This window comes from Massilia sp. 9I (assembly GCF_902506415.1).
In the GTDB taxonomy this organism is placed as follows: domain Bacteria; phylum Pseudomonadota; class Gammaproteobacteria; order Burkholderiales; family Burkholderiaceae_D; genus Telluria.
The window spans coordinates 3,075,070-3,097,278 of sequence record NZ_LR733275.1; the positions used below are offsets into that span (position 1 = coordinate 3,075,070).

Annotated in this window: 6 protein-coding genes; 3 read left to right on the top strand and 3 right to left on the bottom strand. The window is 68.2% G+C overall.

The window, feature by feature from the left end:
* Positions 1–26: 26 nt before the first annotated feature.
* The 3 genes from GV068_RS13790 to GV068_RS13800 all read left to right on the top strand — a co-directional run bounded on the left by GV068_RS13790 (position 27) and on the right by GV068_RS13800 (position 2,818).
* Positions 27–533 carry a histidine phosphatase family protein gene (locus GV068_RS13790; protein WP_229464165.1) on the top strand — a complete coding sequence of 169 codons (507 nt, stop codon included), beginning with the start codon at positions 27–29 and terminating at the stop codon, positions 531–533.
* A 120-nt stretch (positions 534–653) separates the two neighbouring features.
* The gene (locus GV068_RS13795; protein ID WP_159698626.1) at positions 654–1,868 is read left to right on the top strand and encodes a helix-turn-helix transcriptional regulator; all 1,215 of its coding nucleotides are present in this window, start codon (positions 654–656) and stop codon (positions 1,866–1,868) included.
* Complete coding sequence (locus tag GV068_RS13800; RefSeq protein WP_159698629.1) at positions 1,865–2,818, top strand: GlcNAc-transferase family protein; 954 nt, start codon at positions 1,865–1,867, stop codon at positions 2,816–2,818. The genes GV068_RS13795 and GV068_RS13800 overlap by 4 nt, the downstream gene beginning before the upstream one ends.
* A 78-nt stretch (positions 2,819–2,896) precedes the next feature.
* Here the strand turns inward: GV068_RS13800 and GV068_RS13805 are convergent, their stop codons facing one another.
* The 3 genes from GV068_RS13805 to GV068_RS13815 form a co-directional block, all read right to left on the bottom strand.
* Positions 2,897–18,409, bottom strand: coding sequence for a hypothetical protein (locus GV068_RS13805; RefSeq protein WP_159698632.1), 15,513 nt, complete (start codon positions 18,407–18,409; stop codon positions 2,897–2,899).
* 45 nt (positions 18,410–18,454) lie between these two features.
* On the bottom strand, positions 18,455–20,047 hold the full coding sequence (locus GV068_RS13810) for a PT domain-containing protein (RefSeq protein ID WP_159698635.1): 1,593 nt from the start codon (positions 20,045–20,047) through the stop codon (positions 18,455–18,457).
* A 327-nt stretch (positions 20,048–20,374) separates the two neighbouring features.
* Positions 20,375–22,135: a M14 family metallopeptidase gene (locus GV068_RS13815; protein ID WP_159698638.1), complete on the bottom strand. Its 1,761-nt coding sequence runs from the start codon at positions 22,133–22,135 to the stop codon at positions 20,375–20,377.
* Positions 22,136–22,209 lie beyond the last annotated feature (74 nt).

The following is a 22,209-nucleotide window of genomic DNA, read 5'->3' on the forward strand; positions in this document are numbered from 1 at the left end:
TTCGTCCCTACCTATAAGAGGATCCCATGAGCCTGCCCCGCCTGTTCCGCTGCCTGTCCCTGAGCCTGGCCATTATCGCGCCCGGCGTGGCGCTGGCCGAGCCGAGCGCCATCTACCTGGTGCGCCATGGGGAAAAAGCGGCGGTAGGCCAGGATCCGGACCTCACCCCGCAGGGCCAGGCGCGGGCGCAGGCGATCGCCGCCATGCTGGCGCGCACCGGGATCACCAGCATCCACAGCACGCCAACGAACCGCACCCGCCAGACCGCCCAGCCGCTGGCCCAGCGCCTCGGCCTCGAGGTCCAGCTGTACGACCCGCGGGCGCCCAAGGCGCTGGTGGAAAAGGTGAAAGCCCTGTCCGGACCGGTGCTGGTGGTCGGTCACTCGAACACCCTGCCGGAACTGGTGCGCATGTTCGGCGGCGCGCCCGGCAGCGATATCGGCGACGACGAATACGACCGCCTCTACCAGCTGACGCCGGCGGCGGGCGGCACGGTGCGCACTGTCCTGTTCAGCACACCAGCGGCACCATAAAGGCTCCGCAGTTAGCAATATTGCCACATTGAAATACTGTCGTGGCGAGCTAACAACCAATAGTTCCAATGCATCCCGTCATCAGTTAGGATGCATAGGAAATATTGAACGGAGTCAAATTTGAACCTCTCCCAGGCGCAGTTCGACCGCGCCGTCAACCTCATCTACGACACGCTCGACAACCGGGCGGCCTGGCGCAAGGTCCTCGAATGTATTCATGAGGCCGTGGGCGGCCGCGCGATCCACCTGCTTGCCTATGACGGCGAGCATGGCGCGCTGTCGTACAGCGAAGGCGCCGACATGGCGCCGCAGATCGACCTCGAGTACATCCAGAAATTCCAGTTCATCGATCCCCGCGTCGGATTGCTGCGCACCCAATGGGATGACAACTGGTTGCATTGCCATGAGCATTTCGCCGAGGATTTCGTCGCCAATGATCCGTTCTACCAGGAGTTCCTGATCCCGCATGGCGCGCGCTACCTGACTGCCTGCAAGCTGGTCGAAAACAAGGAGGCGATCGTCCTGCTCGCCTGTCTGCGCCGGCCCGAAGAAGGCCCGATGCCACCCGAGGCCCTGGCCTTCCTCGACCGCCTGCGACCGCACCTGCAGCGCGCGACGCGCATGGGGCTGACCCAATTCGTGTATTCAGCCCAGGCCCTGGTCGGCCACGCGCTGGTGGACAAGCTGCGCCAGCCCGTGATGCTGCTGACCACGAGCGGCGAGGTGGTGCTGGCCAACGAAGCGGCGCGCTGCCTGCTCGGCTCCACCGGCCTGGTCCAGGTAGTGGACAACCGCCTGGTGCTGCCGCCGGCCTACCGCAGCGCCTTCCTCGATCAGTGCGCGGAGCTGGAACACCAGGTGCGCAGCGGCGTGGGCGCCGGAGAAGCCAACGGCAAGGCCTTCCGCTCGCTGCACATGAGCAGCGGCGTGGGCGAAGCACCCGACGTCCTGTACGGCTTCTTCACGATGCTGGTGCCGGAGCAGACCATGGGCAGCTTCGGCCTGCGCCCGCTCGTGATGCTGTTCTTCTACCATCCCACCTCGGTCCAGGAGATCGATTCGGACCTCTTGAGCGCGGCCTTCGGCCTGTCGCACGCGGAATGCCGGGTCGCCTCGCTGCTGGCCGACGGCATGCCCCTGAAGAGCATCGCCGACACCCTCGGCGTGCAGTACGACACGGTGCGCAAGCAGCTGATGTCGATCTACCAGAAGACCGCAACCAACCGCCAGCCGGAACTGGTCCGCCTCCTGATGAACCTTCCGGCATCGGCCGTGCAGCGCGCGCTGAAGGCCGACGCCAACCCCTTCCAAGGACTCAGCGCTCCCGCCTCATGACGCAGCCCACCATCTTCATCAGCATCGCCTCCTACCTCGACCCGATGCTGTTCTTCACCCTGAACGACGCGGTGGCCAAGGCCACGCGGCCCGAGCTGCTGTCGCTGGGCGTGGTCGACCAGCACGTCGCGGACCAGCGCGCGGCCATCGCCGCCCTGCCCTTCGCGCGCCAGGTGCGCTACGTGCACCTGCACCCGCAGGACACGCTGGGCGTGAGCTGGGCGCGCAGCACCGCGTTCTCGCTGTACGACGGCGAAGCCTTCCTGTTGCAGGTCGATTCGCATACCCTGTTCGAGCCGGGCTGGGACGAGCAGCTGCGCAGCCTGCACGCGAAGCTGCGCGAGCGTTCGGCCAAGCCGATCATCAGCACCTATCCCTACCGTTTCGACATGGTCGACGGCAAGCCGCACTACACGCCGAGCGAAGGCCGCACCGCGCTGGTGCTGCGCCCCCATCCCGAGAAGAATCTGGCGCCGGACGACGCCGTGCTGCGCTTCATGGCGCGCCACCTGTTCACCACCGAGCCGGTGATGGGCTGCCACGTGTCGGCGGGCTTCCTGTTCGCGGCCGGGAACTTTGTCGAGGAAGTGCCCTACGATCCCTACCTGTACTTCCACGGCGAGGAGCAGAGCCTGGCGGTGCGCGCCTTCACGCGCGGCTGGGACATCTTCCACCCGCTCACCACCCCGGTCTACCACCTGTACAAGACCGAGGGCACGCCCTATGAGACCCACCACTGGCACGGTGAACTTGATGCCCGGCGCGCCTTCCAGTCGGCCTACCTGACCGAGCGCGCCAAGCACCGGCTCAACCGCCTGCTGATGGGCGACGGCCTGCCCGGCGCCTATGGCCTCGGCAGCGCGCGCAGCATGGCCCAGTACCGCGAGCTGAGCGGGATCGACTACGCCAACCAGACCATCAGCGATCCCTTCGGCGGACAGCTCTGCTGATCCGGCGCCCGCGGCGCGGACGAAAAAACGGCGCTGCAGCTTTCGCTGCAGCGCCGTTTTGCATGGCGCCTCCTTCGGTCAGGGCTGCGGTGTGCCGATCACCACGATGCCGGCCGCGTTCAGGTCCGGCGTGACCCAGATCTGCTCCGTGATCTCGCTCTCCTCGCGCTGGCCGTTGCTATTCGCATCGTTCCAGACGTTGACCGCCAGCAGTTCGACGTTCTTCACGTAATCCGTCTCGCCCGGTGCCATCACCTTGAACTGGTAGCCGGCAGCGAAGGCGCGGCCGTCCTCGCCGGTCATGCTCGCGTTCAGCACCTGGAAGCTGACGGTCTTGCGTTCCGCCAGGCTGACGGTATTGATCTCGAGGACGTCATTCACCGGATTGCCATTCGGGGCAGTACCGCCCTGGGCGCCGCCATCCACCCAGTTCGTGCCCTTGCCGACATTGATGTTGTCGCCGTAGGCGGTGGTGGTCACCACGTCGTTGCCGCCGCCGAGGTTGATCCAGGCGCCGCGCTGGTACTGGTTCATCAGCGCCAGCTCGTCGGCATTGAGACGCTGCTCGACGATGACCATGTCGTCCCCGTCGAAGCCACTGGCCCAGGCGAAGTGCCACTGGTCCGCCAGCACCTGGCCGTTGACGTCCACGAGTGCACCCGGCGCGGCGACCTGCCTGCCCGAGACATGGGTCCGGAACTGGATGTTGTGCAGGTAGGTCCCTTCGACGCCGTCCACGATGCCGTTGCCGTTGGTGTCGGTCCACAGGTGCACCGATACCTGCTCGACGTTGCGGATGTAGTCGACCTGGTTGCCGCTGACGATCTTCGCCTCGTAGCCGGCCGCGAACGCAACGGCATCGGCGCCGGTGGACATCGGCGTCAGCATGTTGGCGGTGACCGCATCCGCCACGGCCTGGTTCGGCGCGTAGACGATCAGCGTGTCCTCGCCCGGGCCGCTGCCGTAAGGCGAGCCGCCGGCATTCGCGCCGCCGTCCACGTGATTGACGCCATTCCCCAGGATGAATTCGTCGCTGAAGCCGGTGCCGACCACGGTGTCGTTCCCGCCCATCATCTGGTAGGTGGCGCCGCGGCTGAACTCCGTCATCAGGGCATGCACCTGCGGCGTCAGGTCGCTCGGGCCGAAACTATCAGCACCCTTGGTGCCGGTGACGCTGGCGAAGAAGTTAATACCGGTGAGCAGCTGGTTGTCGCTGCTGCGCGCCGGGTCGAAGTAGCTGCGCGCCACTTCGCGCGCGACCGGGGCGATCTCGACGACCGTCTGGCCGTTGGCGAAGCCGATGCCGCCGCCACCCTGCTCGTTGTGGGTGTTGCCGTCGCTGAAGCTCCAACCGATCGTCACCGAAGACGGCGGGGTGGCCGAGGTGTTGGCGTAGGCGATGCCGTGCAGGGCGCGGTTGACCAGGCCCTGGGTCGCGGCGGCGTTGAAGTCCAGGCGCAGCGCGCCCGCTTCAAACGTCGCCGTGCCGATCACCGTGCCGCCGACCGACAGCTGGCCGCCGCTGGCGCTGACTTCGCCCTTCAGCGAGAACACGTCGTCGCCATTGCGGCCACCCTGGCGCTCGACGGTCACCGAGGCGCCGCCGTAGTTGCCGCGCTCGGCCAGATTGGCGTCATGGACCATCACGTTATGGTCGAGTACCACCGGACCCGTGCCATAGGTGCGCACGGCGCCGCCCAGGGTTCCGTACTGGCCCGGCGCGAAGCCGGTGTCCAGGCTGCCGTCCGCGTTCAGGCGCAGCAAGGCCAGGCGGCTGTCGGCGCCGGTGTTGAAGTAGGCCGGCACCATCAGGACGATCTTGTCACCGTCGAGCACCATGCCGGTCGCGTAGTCGCGCAGGCCGCCAATCGTCAAGAGGGTCGTGCCGCCCTTGCCGAAGCTGGTGTCGAGCGTGCCGTCGGCGTTGTAGCGGGTCACCGCCATCTGCTCGCTGGCGCCCGATTGTCCCGCCACCACGATCTTGCCGTCCGCCTGGACCAGGCTTGCGTAGTTCAGGTCCGGCGTGGTGTCCGCAGGCGTATGCACCTTGCCGCCATTGCCGAAGCCACTCACCAGGGCGCCGTTGGCATCGAGCTTGACGAGGGCCGCATTGTTATTGCTGCCGTTGTTGCTATTCCCGCCGAGCAGGATCGCGCCGCCCGGCAGCAGCGTCATATTGGTGACGGAATCGGACGCCGTTCCGACCGGGACGATGACTTTGCCGCCAGTGCCGAAGCTGCTGTCGAGCGAACCGTTGGTGTTCAGGCGGACGGCCGCGAAGTCGCTGGTGTCCAGCGTCGTGCCGCTGCGCGAGGTGCCGGCCAGCACCAGTTTGCCGTCGGCCTGCAGCTGGGCGGCCGTCAGGAAGTCGCCGAACGCCGAGACGGCCAGGGTCAGCTTGCCGCTGCCGTTGAAGCCGGTATCCAGGCTGCCGTTGGCGGTCAGGCGCGCGACGGCGAAGTCGGTGCCGCTGCCGGCCACCGGGGTGCTGCCGGTGACGACGACCGCGCCATCGGGTCCCACCAGTACGCCGGTGGTGGTGACGGCGCTGCCGAAGACGACCAGGGTCTCGCCATTGCTGCCGAAGCTGGTGTCGAGCGTGCCGTCGGCATGGTAGCGCAGCACCTTCAGGCCGGAATTCGCTCCGTTCATGACCCCGAGCGCCGCGACGACTTTGCCGTCGGCCTGCACCGCGATGTCGAAGCCGTTGGTGGCGACGAGCGGCAGGATCATGTAGCCGGCGCCGTTGCCGAAGCTGGTGTCGACGCTGCCGTCGGCATTGTGACGCGCCAGGAAGGTCTGGTAGTTGTCGTCGTCGGCGCCCTCGTCCACGCCGCCGATGAACCACAGCTTGCCGTCCGGGCCGCGCTCGATGTCGCCGGGCGTGAAGTCCCAGCCGTGGTCGACCACGGCCACGCCCTGCTGCGGGCCGAAGCGCGGCAAGCTGTTTTGCTCGACGTCGATCATGCGGCCGAAAGTCACCTCGGTGCCGTGGTCGATCTCGCCGTCGCCGTCGGCGTCATTCCAGATGCCGACGTAGACCTGCTCGACGTTCTTAATGTAGCTGACCTGGTCCGGCCCCGTTACCTTGTACACGTAGCCTTCGCCAAAGGCCACGGCATCCTCGCCCGTCATGGCGGCGCTCAGCTTCGTGACCGCGACCGCGTCGGCCTCGGCCTGGCTGCGCACGTGCACTTCGAGCACGTCGAAGATCGGTGAGCCGTCCGGGCGGGTGCCGATGTCGCTGCCGCCATCGAAGCGGTTGACGCCCTTGCCGAGGTCGATGTTGTCGCCGTAGGCCGAGCCGGTCACGCGGTCGTTGCCGTCGCCCAGCTGGCCCCACATGCCGCGCTTGTACTGGTCCATCAGGTCGCGCGTCGTCTGCGAGATGCTGGCAGCGTCGATCACGTCGTCGCCGACGGTGCCGTGGGCCCAGGCGAAGTGATAGGTCTCCGCCAGAGGAACGCCATCGGTGTTCCTGGTCGGGTCGGTCGTGCTGACCCGGACCTCGTCGATATGGGTTTCGAAGGCGATCTGGCGCGCGAACTGGGTTTCGCCGTTGTCGCGGACCGTGTTGCCGTTGGCGTCGTTCCACACCGTGATGTTGACCGCCTCGATGTTCTTCAGATAGTCGGTCTCCTGCCCCGCCACCACCTTCCAGCGGTAGCCGTCCGTATACGCTGCGCCGTCGGCGCCGGTCATGGCGGCGGTGAGCGCAGTGGCCACGACCGCGCCCGCTTCCTGGGTGGTGCGCACATAAATGTCGAGGATGTCCTGCACCTTGCCGCCCTGCGCCGTCGTGCCGGCGTTGGCGCCGCCGTCGACGCGGTTGGTGCCGGTACCGGCGACGATGTTGTCGCCGAAGCCGGAGCCGACGATGGTGTCGTCGCCGGCGCCGGTGTCGATATAGACGCCGCGCTGGTATTGCGCCATCAGGCTGCGGGTGGCTTCCGGTACGTCGGTGGCGACGTTGACGCTGTCGTTGCGCGCCCAGCCGTCGATCCATGCGAAGTGGTAAGACTGCGGCAGCGGCGCATTTTCCGGCGCGATCGTGTACACGCGCGGCTGCAGCGGCACGTCGCGCACATAGCTGACTTCGCCATTGTCGCGAACACGGTCGCCGTCGGCGTCGTTCCAGATCGAGACGATGACACGTTCGACGTTCTTGATGTAGTCGATCTCGGCCCCGTTGCTCACCTTGGCCTCGAAGCCGGCGGCGAAGGCCGCGCCGTCGTCGCCCGTCATGCCCGCCTCGAGCTTGACGACCCGGACCGCGTCGGCCTGGGCCTGGTTCGCCACGTAGATGCTCAGCTGGTCCTTGCCGGCGCCGCCCTGCGGATGGGTGCCGGCATTGGCGCCGCCGTCGATACGGTTGACGCCCGCACCCATGACGAATTCGTCGCTGTAGCCGGTGCCGGTCACGGTGTCGCCGCCGCCGCCCATCTCGAAGTAGGCGCCGCGGCCGTAGGTCCCCATCAGGCCCTGGGCCACGCTGCCGATGTCGCTCGCGGCGTCGAAGGACTCGCTGCGCGCGCTGCCGTTAATGTTGGCCATCCACTGCACCTGCGTCATCGGCTGGTTGTAGATGGTGCGGGTCGGGTCGCTCAGGAGCGGCGCGACCTCCGTCTTGAGCAGCCCGATCTCGACGGTGCTGGCGCCGGTAGCGCTCAGTGCCCCGCCCAGGCCCTGGGCGCCCGCATTACCGTCCGAGAAGCTCCAGTTGAAGCCGATGCTGGCCGATGGCGTGGCGCTGGTGCTGGCGTAGCCGATGCTTTGCATGGCGCGGTTGACCAGCGCCTGGGTCGCGGCGGCATTGAAGCTCATGAGCAGTTGGCCGCCGCTTTCGCTGACGGCGCCGATGTCGACGCCCCCGACCTTCACGCGGCCGCCGGCGAAGCTGACGTCGTTGATCGCGCCGAACTGGTCACCGGCCTGGGCCCCGCCCTGGCGCGCCACGGACACGCTGGCGCCCTCGTAGTTGCCGCGCGCCGACAGCTCAGCGTCGAAGATCGCGGCATTGCTGTCGATTGCGGTGAAGTGGCGGCCGTCCGCGCGTACCGTGTTGCCGAGCGAGGTGGCGCCCGGCTGTACGAAGGAAGTGTCCAGGCTACCGTCGGCGTTCAGGCGCAGCAGCATCGGGCTGGTATAGCCGTCGCCGTTGTTGTAGACGCTGCCGAACACCACGATCTTGCCATTGACGATGGCGAGATCGTTACCGTCTCCGCCCACGCCGCGCAGGGCCAGGCGCACTTCGCCGCCCTTGCCGAAGCTGGTGTCGAGCGTGCCGTTCGGGCGGAAGCGCGCGAGCACCAGCGCAGTGTCCAGGATATTGCCGTCGACGAAGGAAATGCCCATCGTGATGATGCTGCCGTCGTCCAGCAGCGCCGTCTCGCGCAGGAATTCCTGGTTGGCGCCGGCCATGGCGCGCACGATACCGCCGTTGCCGAAGCTGGTGTCGAGGCTGCCGTCCCCGTTCAGGCGCATCAGGATGCCGTCGTTGGGGGCGGCCGTGGTACCGGAAACCGGCGCCGTGCTATAGCCGGCGACCAGGATCTTTCCGTCCGCCAGCAGCTGCACGCTGCTGGCCACGTCGGAACCGTCGAAGCTGGTGCCGACCGCCAGCGTGGCTTTGCCGCCGCTGCCGAAGCTGGTGTCCGGCGTGCCGTTGGCATTCAGCCGCATGACCAGGATGTCCTGGTTGTTCGTTCCGCGCCCGAAGCCGGCCATGACCAGCTTGCCGTCGGCCTGGATGGCGGCGGCACGCATGCCTTCGTTGGTGCCGGGAAGCTCCACGCGCAGCTGGCCGCTGCCGTTGAAGCCGCTGTCCAGAGACCCATCCGGGTTCAGGCGCATCACCAGGACGTCGCTGCCGTTGATGCCCGCCGTACTGGCGCCGCCAATGATGACCAGCTTGCCGTTCGCGTCCAGCAGATCGTGCTGGACCGAAATGACGGAGCCGGCCAGCGACAGTGGCACCACGCCGCCGGTGCCGAAGGACGTATCGGCGCTGCCGTCGGCATTCAGGCGCAGCACGCGTACCGTGCCGGCCGGGGTCTGGGTGGTGAAGAGCAGCTTGCCGTCGGCCAGTTCAAGCGGGACGGCCACCTGGCCGAAGGGCGCATCGAAAGGCATGCGCCCGCCGGTGCCGAAGCTGGTATCGAGGGTGCCGTCCGGGTTGCTGCGTTCGAGCACGTGCGAATACACGTCATTGGCGTCGGCCACGACATGCAGCGACAACAGCTTGCCGTCGCGCAGGACGGTGCCGGTGCGCATGGCAGCATCGTAGCTGTAGTCGCGCGCAATGAGGCCCGGCGGCGTGCCGCCGAAACTCGGCGCATTGTTCGCCACCAGCGACACGGTGCGCGCCACCGTCACCTCGTCCGCACTGCCCGCCACGTCGTCGCGCACGCGGTCGCCGTCCTTGTCCTGCCAGACGAGGACCTGGACCTGTTCGACGTTGCGCAGGTAGTCGGTCTCGCCGCCGTTCGTGACTTTCACGCGGTAGCCCTGCGTATAGGCCTCGCCATCGGCGCCGCCCATGCCCGAATCCAGCAGGGTGACGGCGACCGCGTCGGCCGCGGCCTGGTCGGCCACGACCACGCTCAGCACGTCGTTGCCGCCGGCGCCGTCCACACGGTTGACGCCCGTACCCATGATGAATTCGTCGCCATACGCCGTGCCGGTCGCGCGGTCGTCGCCCGCGCCCATGTCGAAGCGCGCGCCGCGTCCCTGCGCCGCCATCAGGGACACGGTCTGCGGCTGGAATGCCGTGCCGCCGTCGACGACGTCGGCGCCGCCGGTGCCGTCGACGCTGGCCAGGTGGCTCAGCTGGGAGATCAGTTCGCCTTTCGTGGTGCGCGAGGCGTCAGTGGCGGAAGCCACGGCCTGCTGCATCACCACGCCAATCTCGACCGTCGTGCTGCCGCCGGCCCCGAGCGCTCCACCCAGGCCTTGATCGCCGCCGTTGCCGTCGCTGAACTGCCAGTTCAGGGTGGCGCCCGTCGCCGCCGGGTTGGCGTTGGCGTAGCCGATGCCGTGCAGGGCGCGGTTGACCAGTTCCTGGGTCGCGCTGTTGTTGAATACGATGGACAGGCGGCCGCCCTGCTGGCCGACCGTGCCGACCACGGTGGCGCCGACCGTCAGCTGGCCGTTGGCGAAGCCGACCTCGCCCACGCCCCGGTACAGGTCGTCGGCGTTGGCGCCGCCGGCGCGTTCGATGGACAGCGTCGCGCCGCCGTAGTTGCCGCGCACTGCCAACTCGGCGTCGTGGATCGCCGCATTGGTATCGAGCGCGGTCCAGTGGTAGCCGTCGGCGCGCGTGATGCCGCCCAGCGAGCCGCTTGCGGGCGCCAGGCCGGCGTCCAGGCTGCCGTCCATGTTCAGGCGCAGCAGCAAGGCGCTGGCAGTGCCGCTGCTGTCGTTGTTGACCGCGCCGAACATCAGGATCTTGCCGTCATGGACGACCAGCGAGCCGACGTCGGAGCCCATGCCGCGGCCCTGGTAGCGGAAACTGCCGCCGTTTGCGAAGCTCGTGTCGAGGCTGCCGTCGGCGCGGAAGCGCGAGATCGTCACGTCGCCGTTGCTGCTGCTGGTCGGCGTGCCGCCCACGATGCCGAGGGTGAGGAAGCTGCCGTCGGCCAGCGGCACGACCTTGAACACATAGTCGTTGTCGGCCGTTCCCGGCACGCGCACGCGGCCGCCGCTGCCGAAGCTGGTGTCGAGGCTACCGTCCACGTTGAGGCGCAGCAGCAGGCCGTCGTTGGTGGTGCTGTTGTTGATGCTGCTGTTGAAATAGCCGCCGATGAGGATTTTACCGCTCGGCAGGATCGCCATGCTGGTGGCGGTATCCAGGGCCTCGACGCCGGGGCTCCCCTGCAGCAGGACCTTGCCGCCGCTGCCGAAGCCGCTGTCGAGCGAACCGTCGGTATTGAAGCGCAGCGCCACCACGTCGCGGCTGGCTGCGCCCTGGGCGTAGCCGACGACCACCAGCTTGCCGTCGGCCTGCACCTGGGCCGCGCGGGCCAGGTCGCCGCCGCCGGATGGCACGATCGCGTAGCCGTCGCCGCTGAAGCCGGTGTCCAGGCTGCCGTCGAGGTTCAGGCGCGCGACCGAGATGGCCAGCGGGGAGCCGGCATAGCCGACTACCCACAGTTTGCCGCCGCCTTCGAGCACCTGGAAGGGCTGGCCCGCGATCACGGCCGCGCCGGCGTTGCCGAAGCTCTGGTCGAGGCTGCCGTCCTGGTTCACCAGCATCAGCTTGGTGCCGGCGGTAACCCGTTGCGCCACCAGCAGCTTGCCGCTGCCCAGCAGTACAGGCGGGACGGCCGACAGGAACGCGTTTTCGAGGATCACCCGGCCGGCTGTGCCGAAGGAGCTGTCGATGCTGCCGTCGGCCAGGCTGCGCTCGAGCGCGAGCTGTTGTACGTTGTTGGCGTCGGCCACATAGACGAGCGACACCAGCTTGCCGTCAGGCAGGACCACGCCACCCACGTTGCCATAATCGCCGGCGCCGTCGCGCACCAGCGCGCCGCGCGGAGCGCCGGCGAAGCTCGGCGCGGTATTGCTCACCAGGCCGACGCTGCGCGTGTAGGAAATCTCGCGCGCCGGATCGGTGTCGCTGGTGCCCCAATCGCGCTGGCCGTCGCCGTCCTTGTCGGTCCAGACCATCACGTTGAGCTGCTCGATGTTCTTGATGTAGTCGGTCGACACCGCGCCGTTGACCACCTTGTAGCGGTAGCCATCGTTCCAGGCCGCAGCGTCGTCGCCGCTCATGGCCGCCGTCAGCGGGGTCACCGCGACCGCGTCGGCCTCGGCGCGGGTGGCGACATAGATCTCCAGCAGGTCGAAGGCGGCGCCGCCGGCCGGGTGGGTGCCGCGGTTGTCGCCGCCATCGATGCGGTTGACACCCGCGCCGGTGACGAAGTTGTCGCCGTAGGCCGAACCGGTGATGCTGTCGTTGCCCGCATAGGTCTCGACGAATACGCCGCGCTGGTACTGGTCCATCAGGCCGCGGGTGGCGCTGGAGATGTCGGTGGCCGCATTGAAGCTGTCGGCGCCGGCGCTGCCGTTGACCCAGGCCATGTGCATCGCGCCGGACAGCGGATTGCCGCCGGCGTCCTTGGTCGGGTCAAGCGGATGGCGCGCAATCTCGGTGATGCCGGCGGCCAGGCGGATGTGGCGCGCATGCGGGGCTTCGTTGGGGTCGCGCAGATGGTTGCCGTTGGCGTCGGTCCAGATGAAGACGTTCACCGCCTCGACGTTCCTGACGTAGTTGACGGCCTCGCCGTCCACCACCTTCCAGGTGTAGCCGTCGGCGAAGGCTTGCGCGTCCCTGCCGGTGGCGGCGGCATCGAGCACGATCGCCTGCACCGCGTTGGCGCGGGCCTGGCTGTCGACGTAGATCTCGAGCACGTCTTCCGGACGCTGGCCGTTCGGCGTGCTGCCGCCGTTGGCGCGGCCGTCGATGTAGTTGGTGCCAGCGCCGCCGATGAAGTTGTCGCCGTAGGCCGAGCCGGCCAGGGTGTCGTCGCCGGCGCCGCCGTCGACCCACACGCCGCGGCCCTGCTGGGCCATCAGCTGCTGCGTGGCGCTCGACACGTCGGTGTTCGCGTCGAAGCTGTCGTTGCGCTCCCAGCCCTCGGCGCTGGCCAGGTGCCAGATGTCCTTCAGGCTGCGGCCGTCGCTTGCCTTGGTCGGGTCGGTGCTGCTGACCGTGGTCTCGTACACGCGCAGGGCGACCGGGATCTCGCGCATCCAGGTCAGTTCGTTGCCCTCGGCGGTCTTGTTGCCGTTGGCGTCGGCCCAGCGGAAGATCTTGATCATTTCCACGTTCTTGACGTAGTCGATCTCGCTGCCGTTCACCACCTTCACTTCGTAGCCGGCGGCGAAGGCCTCGCCGTCGGCGCCGGCCATGCCGGCCGCGAGCCGGGTGACGCTGACCGCATTGGCCCCGGCCTGGTCGGCCACCAGCACGTGCAGGGTGTCGCGGCCAGGACCGCCACCGAACGGATAGGTGCCGGCCTGGCCCCCGCCGTCGATGCGGTTGGTGCCGCTGCCGGCGTAGATCTCGTCGCTGCCGCCGGTCCCGACCAGGGTGTCGTCGCCGGCGCCGAGGTCAAAGCGGGCGCCGCGTCCGAGTTCGGCCATCAGGGAACGCACCGGGGCCGACAGCTGCGTGGCGCTGTCGAAGCTGTCACCGCGTGCGCTGCCATAGACCGTGGCCAGGAAGGGATAATTCGTCAGAGGCTGGCCGTCGGTCGAATTGGCCGGCGTCGACAGGCTGCGCGCGATTTCGCGCACAGTGGTGCCGATCAACACCTGGGTGGTGGCGCCGGCCGACAGGGCGCCGCCGAAGCCCTGGTTGCCGCTGTTGCCGTCGCTGAAGGTCCAGTCGATCGACACCGAGGACGGCGGATTGGCGCTGCCGTTGCTGTAGCCGATGCCGTGCATGGCGCGGTTCACCAGGCCCTGGGTCGCGGCGGCGTTGAAGGACAGGGTCAGCGTACCGCCGCTCTGGGCGACGGCGCCGATCACCGTGCCGCCGACGCTCAGCTGGCCATTGGCGAAGCTGACCTCGCCCATGGCCGTGAACAGGTCGTCGCCGGAGGCGCCGCCCTGGCGCGCCAGCTTGAGCGAGGCGCCGCCATAGTTGCCGCGTGCATGCAGTTCGGGGTCGTGGATCGCCGCGTTCGTGTCGAGCGCGACCGGCAGCACGCCGTTCGCCTGCACGCTGCCTGCCACGGAGGACAGCGGCGCCGGGTAGAAGCCGGTGTCGAGGCTGCCGTCGCTGTTGAGGCGCGCGATCAGCGGCTGGTAGCTGTTGCTTGCAAGATCAGTGATGGTGGTGCCGAAGATGACGATCTTGCCGTCCACCAGCACCAGGCTGCCCGGGTCGACGCCGACGCCGATACCGTGACCCGGCACGCGGGCGATGCCGCTGTTGCCGAAGCTGGTGTCGAGCTGGCCGTTTGCCAGGTAGCGCACGACCATCAGTTCCCCTCCCACGCCACCGCTGGCCTGGGTTGCGCCGACGGTGCCGTACGCGATGATCTTGCCGTCGGCCTGGACGGCGACATGGCCGAACACGTCGTGCCCGTCGGTCAGATGGGCCTTGACCACGCCGCTGCTGCCGAAGCTGGTGTCGACCGTGCCGTTGGCGTTCAGGCGCATCAGGAAGCCGTCGACGTCGTTGGCAGGTGAGCGCATGGTCCCGGCCAGCAGGATCTTGCCGTCCGGGAGAACCACCATCGAACGCGCATTGTCCGTGCCGATGCCGATCGCGCGCAGGAACACGCCCTGGTCGCCGAAGCTGGTATCGATGCTGCCGTTGCTGTTAAAGCGCAGCACGGCGGCGTCCAGCGTGCCGTCCGGCCCGCCCACATAGCCCGACACGAGCAGTTTGTCGCCCTGCAGGACCATGTGCGACATGGTCGAACCGACGTTCGCGAAACCGTATTGCAGCTTGCCGCCGGTGCCGAAACTGGTGTCGAGCGAACCGTCGGTGTTCAGGCGGGTCGCCACCATGAAGAAGGGAGCGACGCTGGCATTGCCCCAGCCGGCCACGATGACCTTGCCGTCCGGCTGGACCAGGATCTCGGTCGGCAGGTCGGAGCCGGAGTGGATGTTGACGATGGTCGAGCCGCCATCGCCGAAGCTGCTGTCCGGACTGCCGTCGGCGTTCACGCGCATGACACGGAAATCGAAATTGCTGCCCGGGGTCGAAATCGCCAGCATGATCTTGCCGTCGGCGAGTTCGACCGGCGCCGCGTTCGATACGACGCCGCTGGTCGGCAGGACCACGCGGCCGGTGCCGCCGCCGAAGCTGGTGTCGACGCTGCCGTCGGCATTGTGGCGCGCCAGGATCGTCTGTGCCGGGCTGCCGTCGCCCTGCTGGAGCATGCGGACCGATAGCAGCTTGCCGTTGGCCAGCACGGTGCCACCGGTCTGCACGTAATAGGCGCCAACGCCTTCGATCGCCACGCCGGCAGGCGCGCCGGCGAAGCTCGGCGCACTGTTGGCCACCAGCGCGATGGCGCGCGCCTGGATCAGTTCATTGGCCGGGTCGGTCGTCGGCAGGCCATCGCGCTGGCCGTCGCCGTCCTTGTCGTTCCAGACCATCACGTTGACGCGCTCGACGTTTTTCAGATAGTTGACCTCGGCGCTGCCGTTGGCCACCTTGAACTTGTAGCCGGCATTGAAGGCCGCGAGGTCGGCGCCGGTGGAGCCGGCGCTGAGAACCGCGACCGATACTGCGTCGGCTTCCGCCTGCGAGGCCACGAACATCTCGAGCACGTCCTGCGCGGCGCCGCCGGACGGATTGGCGCCCAGGTTAGCGCCGCCGTCGATGTAATTCACCCCGCTGCCGCCGACGATGTTGTCGCCGTAGCCAGTGGCGACGATGGTGTCGTTACCGGCGCCGGCGTCGATCCAGACGCCTTTGGCGCGCGTCGCCATCTGCTGCGTGACCGCGGTCGACAGCAGGCCGCCTTCGGCGCTGGCGTCGATGCTGTCGGCGCCGGCCGTGCCGGTGACCCAGGCCAGGTGCGGATAGCCGCCGATGTTCGGGTCGCTCGCTGCCGCTTCCTGCACCTGCACCGCCAGCGCGATGTCGCGCACCCAGGTCGTGCCGTTCACCATGATGGTGACGCGCTCGACGTTCTTGAGGTAGTCGATCTCGCTGCCGGCGACCACCTTGTGGGTGTAGCCGTCGGCGAAGGCCTGCGCATCCGCGCCGGCCATGCCGCTGGCCAGCGCCACGACTTGCACGGCATTCGCCGCGGCCTGGCTGGCCACGTTCACCTGCAGCACGTCGGCGGGCTTGCCGCCCCAGGTCGTGCTGCCGGCATTCGCGCCGCCATCCAGGTAATTGGTGCCGCTGCCGAGGACGATGTGGTCGCCGTAGCTGGAACCGACCACGGTGTCGTCGCCGGCGCCCATGTTGGCGTAGACGCCGCGGCCGTGCTGGGTCATCAGCGCCTTGGTGGCGCTGGAGACCGCGGCGGCATCGAAGCTGTCGGCGCCATCGGTGCCCTGGGCCCACGCAAAGTGCGAGGCGTTCGCCAGGTCGGCGCCGGCGCCGATCTCGTTCAGCTCCACGACCAGCGGAATCCACCTGCCGCTGCTGCTGCCGGTGACGTTGATGGCGATCGCTTCGATATTCTTCAAATAGTCCTTCTGGCCGTTGCCATAGGTGACCATGAAGCTGTAGGCCGGATCGTCCGAGACCGCGACCTGCACCGCGTTCATCGCCGCGATCGAGTCGACCGCGATCTCGAACACGTCCTTGCCGCCGGCATTGGCGCCGCCGTCGATCTTCGCGTTGCCGCTGCCGTTGCGGATGTTGTCGCCGTATTGCGTGCCGGTGATGGTGTCGTTGCCGCTGCCGCCATCGATCCAGACGCCCTTCTGCAGCTCGCCCATTTTGGTCTTGACGCCGCTCGAGAGCAGGTCGGGGGCATTGATGGTGTCGCCGTTTGCGGTGCCGTTGATCCAGGCCAGGTGCATATTGCCGGCCAGGTTGCCGGACAGGTCGGCTTCGTGCACCACGGTTTCGAGCGGGATGTCGCGCACCCAGGTGCTGCCGCCGTTGCCGGTGGCGACCTGCACGCTGACGCGCTCGATGCCCTTGACGTAGTCGATCTCGCCGCCGGCCACCACCTTGTGCGTGTAGCCGCTGGCGAAGGCCTGCGCATCGACGCCGGTCAGTCCGGCCGCCAGCTGGACCACCTGCACCGCGGCCGCCGCGCCCGCGTTGGCAACGATCACGTGCAGCACGTCCTGCGGCTTGCCGCCCCATGGCGTGCTGCCTGCGTTGGCGCCGCCATCGGCGTAGTTGGTGCCACTGCCCAAGGTGATGTCGTCGCCGAAGCCGGAACCGACCACGGTGTCATTGCCGGCGCCCATGTCGACGTAGACGCCGCGGCCGTGCTGGGTCATCAGGGCCTTGGTGGCGTTCGAGACCGACGCGGCGTCGAAGCTGTCGTCACGGTCGGTGCCCTGGGCCCAGGCATGGTGCATCGATGCGGCCGGGTCGCCATCGGCGGAAATCTCGTGCAGCTGCACCGCGAGCGGGATCCACTTGCCGCTGCTGGTGCCGGCGACGTTGACGACGATCGCTTCGACATTCTTCAAATAGTCCTTCTGGCTGCCGGCGCCATAGGTGACCATCCAGGTGTAAGCCGGGTCGTCCGAGGCCGCGACCTGCACCGCGTTCATCGCCGCGATCGAGTCGACCGAAATCTCGAACACGTCCATGCCGCCGGCGTTGGCGCCGCCGTCGATCTTCGCATTGCCGCTGCCGTTGCGGAAGCTGTCCCCATAGGCGGTGCCGGTGATGGTGTCGTTGCCGCTGCCGCCGTCGATCCAGACGCCCTTCTGCAGCTCGGCCATCTTGGTTTTGACGCCGTTCGAGAGCAGGTCGGCGGCGTTGATGCTGTCGTTGCCGGCGGTGCCGCTGGCCCAGGCCAGGTGCCCGTAGTCGGCGAGGTTGGGGTCGCCCAGGTCGGCCTCGTGCACCATGGTTTCGAGGGGGATGTCGCGCGCCCAGTTGCTGCCGCCGTTGCCGGTCGCGACCTGCACGGTGACGCGTTCGATGCCCTTGATGTAGTCGATCTCGCCGCCGGCCACCACCTTGTGCGTGTAGCCGCTGGCGAAGGCCTGCCCATCCACGCCGGTGAGTCCGGCCGCCAGCTGGACCACCTGCACCGCGGCCGCCGCGGCCGCATCGGCCACGATCACGTGCAGCACGTCCTGCGGCTTGCCGCCCCATGGGGTGCTGCCGGCGTTCAGGCCGCCGTCGGCGTAGTTGGTGCCGCTGCCCAGGGTGATGTCGTCGCCGAAGCCCGAACCGACGACGGTGTCGTTGCCCGCGCCCATGTCGACGTAGACGCCGCGGCCGTGCTGGGTCATCAGGTCCCGGGTGGCGCTCGAGACGTCGGCCTGCGCGTCGAAACTGTCGGCGCGGTCGGTGCCCTGGGCCCAGGCGAAGTGCATCGCGTCGGCCACGTCCGGGCCGGCGGCGATCTCGCGCACGTCGACCACCAGCTGGATGGTGCGCACGTAGGTGTTGCCCTGGTCGGTGCGGAACACGTTGATCTGCTCGACGTTCTTGAGGTAGTCCGTCTCCGCGCCGTTGCTGACCTTGATGCGGTAGCCGGCGGCATAGGCATCGCCGTCGGCGCCGGTGGCGTCGGCGGCGATCGCCACCACCTGCAGCGCCTCGGCTGCGGCGCTCGATGCGGCAAACACGTTGAGCACGTCGCGCGCCTTGCTGCCGTCGGGCGCGGTGCCGGCGTTGGCGCCGCCGTCGATGTAGTTGGTGCCGGTGCCGGCGTTGATGGTGTCGCCAAAGCCGGAACCGATGACGGTGTCGTCACCGGCTCCCATCACGACCGAGATGCCGCGCCCGTAGGTCGCCATGAGCGTCCGGGTGGCGTTGCTGATGTCGGCGGCGTCGAAGGTCTCGCCGGCGGCGGTGCCGTTCACGAGCGCGAAGAAGTACTGGGTCGAAAGCAGCGGGCCCCATGCGGTTTTGGTCGGGTCGATCGGATCGACCGGAATTTCGTTGATGCTGACGGTATTGGAAGTGGTCATTGCGTTGTCCTTGGTACGTCCGTGTCGGTTTGTCGGGTGCTGGCCTTAGCCGCCGGGGAAGGTAGGCGGCGGCAGCGTCGGCGCGGAAGTGGGCGCAGCGGTCGGCGCCTGGGTCGGCGCGGGCGTCGGAGCCTGGGTCGGGGCCTGGGTCGGGGCTGCCGTCGGCGCCTGGGTCGGCGCAGGGGTCGGCGCAAGGGTCGGCGGCGCGGTAGGCGGCGCAGTCGGCGCCTGCGTCGGGGCCGGCGATGGCGGTTGGGTCGGCGCCGGTGTTGGAGCGGATGTCGGCGCTGGGGTTGGAGCCTGCGTCGGCGCCGCAGTCGGTGCTTGCGTCGGCGCGGCGGTCGGTGCTTGCGTCGGTGCCTGTGTCGGTGCTTGCGTCGGCGCCTGTGTCGGTGCTTGCGTCGGCGCCTGCGTTGGTGCCTGGGTCGGCGCCTGGGTCGGCGCAGCAGTCGGCGCCGGGGTCGGCTGGGCCACCGGCAGGCCCTGGACGGCTTGCAGCACGCCCGACATCAAGGGCGAGGGCACCGGCGTGGCGGCCGGCACGTTGGCCAGGGAGCTGGTCGCGTTCACCAGCGCCAGCACCGCGGGCGACAGACCGGCGTTCTGGGCCACGGCGGCCAGGCGCAGCGGCTGGCCGGTTGGCGCCTGGGTGATGGTGGCGGCTACCTGCTCGGCGCGGTTCTGGACGTCGTCGACGATCTTGACGACCGGGTCGACGTACAGCGCCAGCAGCGGCTGCAGCGCGGCGCCGGTGGCGCCGGGGGCGCCCTGCATCACGCGGCCGACCGCGATCGACAGGCTCGCTTCGACCAGGTTGGCCACGTCGGCCGCCAGCGCCACCGTGCCGCGCGCGGCGGCGCGGTTGGTCAGCAGGCGGTCCTGGTTGGTGACCGCACCCTGCACCAGGGCGCTCACCGTGGTCACGCCGCCGGTGGCGCTGATGCGCATGAATTCGGCGGCCACGGCCTGGGCCACGCGGCCGTAGGCGGCGTTCGCGTCGGCTTCCTGGGCGGTCTTCTCGGTGCGCGCCATCACTTCCATGGCTTTTTGCAGCGCGACCATCTTCTGGACCAGGGTCGGCTCGGTGGCGGCCAGGGTCAGGGGATCGTTATCGAGCACAAAGGCCGAGGACAGGCCGATGATGCGCACCACGGTCTGGCGCGCCTGCGTGAGCGAGGTGGCGGCGCCGGAGGCAACCATCGCTTCGGCGATGGTGGTCAGCGGGGTGACCACGACTGCGGGCTTGCTGGCGGCGTCTTCGACCATGCCGCTCATGGTGTAGCCGAAGCCCAGCCCGGTCGAGGTATCAGTGCCGCCCGTCACGCGCAGGCGCTGGCCGTTGATCTGGGCCACGGTCGCGGCCACCGTCAGGTTGAACTTGCCGCCGGCGTCGGTGGTGGCGGAAGGCTCGGCGGAATCGCGCAGCCCGTTGTTGTTCTGGTCGAGCCAGACCGTGGCCCCGCTCAGGTAGCCGTCGACGACAATGCCCGACAGCGCGGTGCTGGGAGGGGGCGGCTGGACGATCGGGCCCGGGTTGGAGGGTGGCGGGGAATCGCCGCCACCCCCGCCGCAGGCACTCAGGGCAAGGGCGACGGTTAGGGCAAGGGTGGAACGTTGGGGCAAGCTTGGTTTGGACATGGTCTGGTCTCTCGGCGCGAATTCGTCGGCACTCCGGCGACATCGGCAGGTGCGAGGACACGCGCGACCAAGCGCCCACCATGCAGGACGCATGACGGGCTGCGCCATGCCGCTTCCTTGGCGGCATGGTCTCTTTCAGGTCAATGGTTTTCCCTCTCACCTGCGCGGTATGTCTTTTTTTGTAACCGGGGCGCAGTTGATCGGAGACTAAGTGAATTAATATGCAACAGCAATTCCCCATTTGGGGAAAGGCAAGACACTTGCAGAGGAAGAAAGAAAAATACGGCGCACCAAGGGGTGCGCCGTAGCTTGTTTGGTGGGCTGTCGTCAGGGCGCCACGTTGGACCGGTAGACCGGGTAGAGATTGAAGCGCTCGTCCCAGGAAGCGTGGCGGCGCGCGAAGAATTCCAGGCGCGCGTGCGGATTCTTGGCGAAGGCCGGGTCGGTCTCGACGCGGCGCTTGAATTCCGCGGCCAGCGCCGGGTCGGCCGCCATCTGTTCCCGCGCCACGTCCTCGGCCACGTATTCTTCCATGTATTCCTTGCGCTCGTAGGCATTGTTGAAGAAGCCCCAGGCCAGCAGCGAGTCCGGCGCCTGCGGCTCCAGCATCGCCACTACCAGGCGCGCCTTCGGCTGGTTGACCGGCACGAACAGCGCACCCGCGGTGAGCTGGCGCGCTTCCGCCTTCCAGGCGCCGTCCAGCGTCAGGCGCTGGTGCGACTCGAAGGAGGTGGCGCTGAAGCTCGCCTTGTCGGCGCGGAAGGTCTCCACCTGCGCCTGGGCCATCGCCTTGTCCAGCTTGCGGAAGGCGATGCCGTGCAGCGCCAGCTTCTTCGCTACGATGTCGGCCCAGGCGGCCGGCACGATGTAGCCGGCGCGCGGCGCCGCGATCACGCGCTCCGGCACCACTTCGTCGCGCAGCGGCACGCGCCAGACCTGCGGCTTAGCTTCGTCGTAGCGGGTCATCAGGATGCCCGACACGTCGGACGGCGTGCGGGTGTAGGCGTAACCCTGGAAGTCGACCATCGTGGTCTTGTCCGTGGTGCGGTAAGTCAGCGCCACCTCCTGGCCGGCCAGCTTGCTGGCGCGGGCATCGGCGCTGAGGGCCGCCTGGCGCCAGGCCTGGCCATTCTTGGCGACCTGCTCGAGGATCGAGACCACGCTGTTGTGGGTGATGCGCACGCGGGTTGGGTAGTCCTTCCACGAGTGGGTCTCGACCAGCAGCGCCATGCGGTTACGCAGCGGGAAGTAGCCGGTCGAGAAGCGCGGGTCCGACACGCCGTCCACGAAGCCCGACTGCGGATCGTCGGTCTTGGCGAAGGACATGTAGTAGGACTGCGGGGTCGAGCCCTGCTTGGCGATGTCGTTGATGACATTCGTGCGCAGGGCCAGGCCGGCCTGGCGGAATTCCGGGTCGCCCGAATACACCGGCTCGACCTGGATCGAGACGTCGTGCTGGAACTTGGCGCCGTCGGTGACGTGCAGGTCGACGTAGGTCAGCGGGTCCCACGCGTTCACGAGTTTGAGCATCGCCGCCATCTCGGGCGAATCGGCCTTCACGTAGTCGCGGTTCAGGTTGAAGTTCTGGGCGGTGGTGCGCCAGCCCATTTCGACCGGGCCGCGCTGGTTCGGACGGTTCCACTTGCCGAAGCGCTCATGGCCGTCGACGTTGAACACCGGGACGAACAGCAGCACCTGCTTGTCCAAGGCACCCTTGGCCAGCTTGCCGTCCAGGGTTTCGCGCAGGGCCAGGAAGCCGGCGTCCTTGCCGTCGATTTCGCCGGCGTGGATGCCGCCCTGGATCAGGGTCACCGGCAGGCCCTGCTTTTGCGCCGCCTGCGGCGTGAAGGCGCCGGTATTCGACACGACCAGCACCAGCATCGGGCGGTTCTCCGGCGTGCGGCCGAACTCGACGCACTTGACCTGCTTCGGATAGGCCTTCTGGAAGTCGGCGCACAGCTTGATCACTTCATCGTAGCGGCCGGTGGACTGGAAGCCCGAACGCTCGGAGATGGTGGTCAGGTTCGGGGCGGCGTGGGCCAGGGGAACGGCGGCCAGCATGGCCAGCAACAGGGCGGAACGGATCATCGGAAAGCTCCAGCAATCGATCGGGTGGCAAAGCGAACGATTATAGACCTGTTTCCAGAATGAAAACGGCCCGC